5 protein-coding genes are annotated in these 6,465 nt (G+C 31.0%); 2 read left to right on the top strand and 3 right to left on the bottom strand.

From position 1 onward, the window contains the following. Positions 1-1,706 (bottom strand): MATE family efflux transporter (locus tag Q0W26_RS10925; protein ID WP_298525213.1); only part of this gene is annotated, 1,706 nt, incomplete at its 3' end. Positions 1,707-1,717: 11 nt separating this feature from the next. Further along, entirely contained in the window at positions 1,718-3,409 is a 1,692-nt protein-coding gene (locus Q0W26_RS10930; protein WP_298525215.1) for an ATP-grasp domain-containing protein, read from the bottom strand. Between the two features lie 525 nt (positions 3,410-3,934). On the opposite strand from Q0W26_RS10930, the gene Q0W26_RS10935 reads away from it, so the two are divergent. Both Q0W26_RS10935 and Q0W26_RS10940 read left to right on the top strand, forming a co-directional pair. Further along, complete coding sequence (locus tag Q0W26_RS10935) at positions 3,935-5,098, top strand: ATP-binding protein (RefSeq protein WP_298525218.1); 1,164 nt, start codon at positions 3,935-3,937, stop codon at positions 5,096-5,098. 299 nt (positions 5,099-5,397) lie between these two features. Then, complete coding sequence (locus tag Q0W26_RS10940; RefSeq protein WP_298525221.1) at positions 5,398-6,147, top strand: tetratricopeptide repeat protein; 750 nt, start codon at positions 5,398-5,400, stop codon at positions 6,145-6,147. A 7-nt stretch (positions 6,148-6,154) separates the two neighbouring features. Here the strand turns inward: Q0W26_RS10940 and Q0W26_RS10945 are convergent. Continuing rightward, positions 6,155-6,465: ArsR family transcriptional regulator (locus Q0W26_RS10945; RefSeq protein WP_298525224.1), on the bottom strand; the 311-nt coding region annotated here is incomplete at its 5' end.

The raw sequence follows: 6,465 nt of genomic DNA on the forward strand, positions 1-6,465 counted from the left end.
ATTACAATATTGTTCAAACCCAATATTTGGGAATAATCAATTTTTTGCGAAATCTTGTTTAAAATGGCGATATTTGAGGCCATATCTTCATCTTCCATTACATTTATGCACTCGCCAGAATATTTAATTGAAATTAGAATATATTCTCCGGTATCCCTAATAATCAGATCAATTAAATCTATCTTCTCGTTAATGCTGATGATATGGACAATCATATCTTCAATCGCCATACTTACAAGAACAGATAATCTGTCTTCATTAAATGATTTCTGGATGTTTTCAGATAATTTGATTGCATCCTCTACATTTCCATCAAGGGTGAATTCAAATACTGAGGAGTCTTCATGTTCTTTAATCAGGAAAAATCCTGAATATGCACCGTTGCTTTTACGGGCTATGATTTTGGAATATATGAAAATAAACAATAAGGTTGCAAATTCAGATACAACAAGAGAAGCCCAAAATCCTTCCGCTCCCCACAGATAAGTAAAGAGGTATGCAAACAGTACAGGGAAAATCAATCCCTGAATGAGAGTAACTATGTTTGCCAATTTATTGTATTGAACAGACTCTGCATAAAACATGTACAGGCTATTGACTGCAAATGCAATGAAACTAATGGAAAATATTCTTATCACGTTCATTATTGTAGGAATATCGGCAGGATTGTTTACATTAAATATGAATAATACTATTTGAGGGAACAAGATGAATAATGCTGAAAAGAATGCTCCAAATCCGATTACAATTTTAAGGGATCTCCGGGTTACATAATCAACACCGGTGTAATCCTCCTCCTTATAATAGACGGCAGAAATTGGTAAAATTGATTGAACAGTACCTAAAATAAAAATGTCCACTAAAAACATGGTGTTATAACACATATTAAATGCGGATAAACCTAAATCTCCTAAAATTCCAACAATTAAAGCATTTAAAAATACCAATCTGATTGTAATATATAATGGAACTGAAGAGCCTGAAAACCCGGCTTTGCAGATATCTGCTAAATAACCAATTAGCTCGGATGATTTAACTTTAATGAATTTTAAAGTCCTGTTTGATTTGAAGAAGTATAATGTAATGTAAATTGCTGAGACAACATGTCCGACAGTTGTTGCCATTGCCGCACCGGAAATGCCCAGATTCAAAAATTTCATCAAAACAACATCCAGAATGATATTGACCACATTACAAAGTAAAAATGCCCTAAATTGCATATTAATAAAGCCATCAGTTTTGATAAAATATGCTAAACATACCATATAACATTCAAATACAATTCCAAGGGCATAATAGTAAAAGTATTGTGTTACCAACGGTTTTAATTGAGTGGAATGACATAATAGCTGAACATAGGGTCCTTGAAATATTATTGTTGAGAGGGTTATGATTAACCCGACAATTATAATTCCAATAATCGAAATCGTGAAATATGCATTTCCTTTTTTCTCATTAAATTCTGCTTTTGCCATAGTGCATAAGATGCTGCCTCCCAAACCGATTAGCCAGTAGATAACATTAATAAAGGTAACAAATGGCTCAATACTTTGCACGATGGATAAATACATTGACCCCATGAACATGCTGATGAAGAATGCATCCACGAGGACGGCAAAATTGCCTGCTATTGAAACCATTAATGTTGGGAAAAACAATTCCCTGAACTTCCTGTTCAACAAGTCAAAATTTCGTTCGTATGTCATACTATCCAGATTTATATTCTTGATGCGATAATCATTCTATTTAATTTATGCAGTGGCATTTCTATTTTAAAATCCAATACTTTAACAAGCGCTTCTGCACCTAATCTAGAATTAGGCATATATTCATAGGTTGTTTTTGGAATAAAAATCAATCCGCCAAATTTGACCTTATCCAATATATTTAAGAATAATCGTGCAATTTCATCATCTTTTTTATCGACAAGGCTTCTGTTCAGGTTTATTACCACGCAGTTAAATTTTCCTTTAACATCGTCCAAGTTTTCTGTTGTGATTTGGGATAAATCTAAATCATCATATATGTTTTCAGTGACTAAAAGACATGTTCCATAAGGTTTGATGTCATTTATCAATGAAACAGTATCATTTTTAATTTTTTCTTCATCAATATCTACATTTTCATGCAATTCCTCACTTAAAACCAGTCGGAAGGCTCGTTTTTCAACATCCCTTAAAAAGTCAACATCTTTTTGAACTTGAAGCGGGTCTTCATGAACCAAATAAACAGTTCCTCCTACGGTTTCCAAATCCTGGGTTTTGTGGAATGTTTGAGGTTTTTTAATCGAAACGTCTGTTTTATAGAAACTTTTTAAATTAATTCCTAAAGAATTCATAGGGGATGATTTGGCAATTAGGTCTTTTGGTACAATGAAATTTTTTACAACTCCTTGGGCAAATGGATGATAGCCTTTCAAACGTTCCAGATTAAATTTTTCGGGATTTAGATAGCAATCAAGTGAACTGTCGGTTTCATGCTGGCCTGAAATCATATCCAGGAATTCTGCATCCATACTGCCCCCATGGGGGCGGCAATTCACTTCAATCAAGACGGGCCCTTTTTCATCAACCATATATTCGCCATGGACTGGCCCATATTTTATTCCTAAGGCATCAGCAACATCAAATGCATACTCAACAAGTTCCGCCTCACCGATTCCCAATTCATTAACAGTTATATCATAATCATATATATTTCCGCCTTCGGAGGTTTTAATCTTATTGTATTTCCAAACTAGGGTTACTCGATGAATTCCATTGCATGAAACAGTATCAACAACATATTCCTGCCCGTTGATGCGTTCCTGAATGACGAGTTCTGTCAATTCATTTCCATAAACGCCTGTTAAATTGAATACCTCTTTTACCGCATCAATCATTTCCTGTCTGTCTGAGCACAGCCTCACACCTACAGATGCTGCACTGTATACGGGTTTTACTACAACTTCCTTTAAGTTTTCTTTATCATAATATTCAATAGCTTCATCCAAGGATCTGACAACCTGCCCCTTGATTGAACGCAGATTGTTTTTGACCAATCTGTTTTGCATTTCATTTTTTAAAGTTATTGCATCAATATTTTCTATGGGATTGCATAACAGATTCAAGTCATTCGCCAATTTTGTGGCTAGTATCACCCCATCCTCGGTACCTGGGACAATGACTGCCGGATCAAATTCTCTAACCATCTCAAGCGTTTCTTCATAGGAGTCTTTCTCATATATCAAATCAAATTCATTTTCTATCAATTCATATTCCCTTTTCACTTCTTCCTGATAAATCAATGCATCTTCGGAATCTCCAAAAGGCTTCATTTCTAAAACGATTGGATTGCAATTTCTATCAATAATGTCTTGAACGTAATTTTTGCCTGTAGACATGCACTGAACAATAATAATATTTCTCATGAAAAACACCTATCAAGTATATTATCATATATTTTATTATTTGATATATTTATAATTTAATTTGTTTTTTAATTGAAAAAATTCATAATATTCTGTTAAATGCAATGTTAAAAAAAGAATTCAGGTTATTGTGTGAATCGTAAGTATATGAATCCCCAAGGCTTGACTTGGATGAAATATTAAAAATTAATTAATTTTTTTTATTTTTCTTTTTTTGTGATTACGGTGAAAAATCGATAAGCATGCGAACTATATCATACGTTTTATACGAATTGTTCGTGTTATTTTTGGGTTTCTTTATATAAATTAAAGTGTTTTTAGCGATGAAAAATCAATAAGTATCGGAACTTTTTTATGTGTTTCATGTAAATTTCTAGATTCTTGAAAACATAAGAAACATAAGAAACATAAATTTTTTTTATGTTTTTTATGAAAATTTTTAAATACTTTTGAAAACATAAGAAACATAAGAAACATAAATTTTTTTTATGTTTTTTATGAAATGTCTTACTGGAGTTTATAGTCATGAAACATAATCCTTTCAGAAAACGAACTGGAATCTTGCCATCCTATTTCACCGGCCGTGAAAACGAATTAAATGAACTTAAAAAAATATATAACTCAACTAAAATGGGAGTTCCAGGCCATTTAATATTATATGGACCAAAAGGTATTGGAAAAACATCTTTATTATTAAAATTTCAAGAGGAAATAACTAACATTGATGATGTATATTCAGTTAGAATTCCCTTAATGGAAGGAAATTTTGAAGATATTTACTCATTAATAATAGAAAAATGTTCTGAGACGTTAAATATTAATGTTAGTCATTTTTGGGAGAAAATAAGTTCATTAGGCATTAATATTCCATTTATCGGAAGCTTATCAGTATCACGTGAAATTCCTAAAACCAGTCCTGCTGTCGCATTTGAAAAAATTTTAAACGTGATTTATGATGAGCTGGACTCTGACAATCCGGTTTTAATTCTACTGTTTGATGATCTTCAAAGGATTATGGGTAATGATGAAACAATGAAAATATTAAGCATATTGCAAAATGCTCTAGTAGAATTAAATCTAAAAGGAAAAAACATAATGTTTGTAGCTACAGGTTCAGAAGACATTTTCAATAAAATACAAGACAAACTTGACTCCGCAGTAAGGATATTTGAACCTTATTTGATTGGACCATTATCTTATGGGGAAGTATGTGATGCAATTAACATTCCTATTGAAGAACAAAATGTGGCCTTTGAAGAGGATGTATTAAAGGCAATATATGAATTATCTAATGGAATTCCGTATTATATGCAAATCCTTGCTTACAGTTGTTTTGAAGAAACTAATGAAGATAATGAAGTAACTATGGTCGAGTTTAAAAAGGCCTCTGTGTATTCCTTAAACATTTTAGCTCAACGTGAATTTAAATCATTGTTCAGCAAATCTACTACAGAGGAGCGAAAAATACTATGCTTAATGGCTGAAAGTGATGAAACAATTTTATCTTATTCCTATATCAAGGAAAATGCTAATCTGAATTCAGAACCTTCAGCATTATTAAAAAGTTTAATCAATAAAAACATGATAATTAAACCATCAAGAGGTAAATACAAATTAAAAAACAATCTTTTCAAATTATACTTAAAAAATCTACGGATAAATCAAGATACTGGTTTAATTAACTATTAATAACTTATACATTTGGTGAAATAAATTTCATGTTAGAGTTTTAGTGGGCCGAATCGATAAGTATCGGAACTTTTTTATTAGTTTTATACGAAATGTTCGTATTTATTTCAGATAATCTGGCTTAAATTATTGTTAAATTTTGGACATTAATGTTAAAAAATATTTTATGTTTCCAATTAGATAATATTGATAAAATCAGTTACTGCTTTTTTAGATTTGATTCAATGCAACATTTTAGATTCTGGTTTTTAATGATTGTCATCAACTATTTATATGATTTATTTAAATAATATGTTAACATGGATGACAAGGGGAAGTATTTCATTGTTCTAATTATATTATTTGCCAATTTATTGATTGGCATCTATTATAATTTCTATTTAAGAGATATTTTCTTTGTTTCTCTATTAATACTCGTTATATTTTTTAGATTTGTAGATGTTGGGCACGATAAACTTCTTTTGTTTTTATCTGCTGCTTTGTTTGGAGGCTGTCTTTTAAATATTTATGAAGGACTGGTAAATTCCAATCCATTTTTATTGACATGTTCTCTTGCTGTTATTCTGTTATTAATATTTCCTTTTGAATGGGCGTTGACTAGATTGACTAGTTTTTGTTTGGAAAATAATTACTTGAAAGCATCTTTAAAACTTGTTGATTATCGCATATTCCTTTTCGGTAAAAGCCCAGAAATCTTATCTGCTAAAGGTGCTATTTTAAGTTTATTAAATCAGTTTGAAGAATCATTGATTTACTTGAATGAATCTGAGGAATTAGGAAATACGGATCCGTTTCTTTATAATTCTTTAGGTTGTTCATGGGTTAACCTGGAAGAGTACGAAAAAGCATATCATTACTTTAAATTAGCTGTTGATGGCAACCCCAATAACATTGACTATTTAATAAACATTTCGTACACTTTGGTTGATTTAGATGATTATGATGGGGCGTTATACTACTTCAAAAAAGCATCTGAGATAAACGAACATGATTGGAGATTAAAAGAATTAAAATCCCTAATAGAAAAGAACAAAGTAAACAAAAATTAGTTAAATTTCATATATTTCTATACGGATAAATTCCTTTCTCATTAAATTCTAATTCTAACCATCTCTTGAGGATTGGCTCAGAAATCTCATATAATCCATTATTTAGTATTATGAGGCCTTGATTTTGAAGGTTATTTAAATAATTGCTTAATGACCCTGTTGATATTCCAAATTCATTTGCTATGTCTATTCTACGTAAGGGCTTTTCAAGCAGAATGATGATTATTGTCTGTTCTCTAAATGATAATCTTGTCCATATGTTTATTAAATGAGAACTTATGGCCTGAATTTTTTTATCAAATTGCATTTTTATGGCAT

Source organism: uncultured Methanobrevibacter sp. (assembly GCF_947169325.1).
Lineage (GTDB): Archaea > Methanobacteriota > Methanobacteria > Methanobacteriales > Methanobacteriaceae > Methanocatella.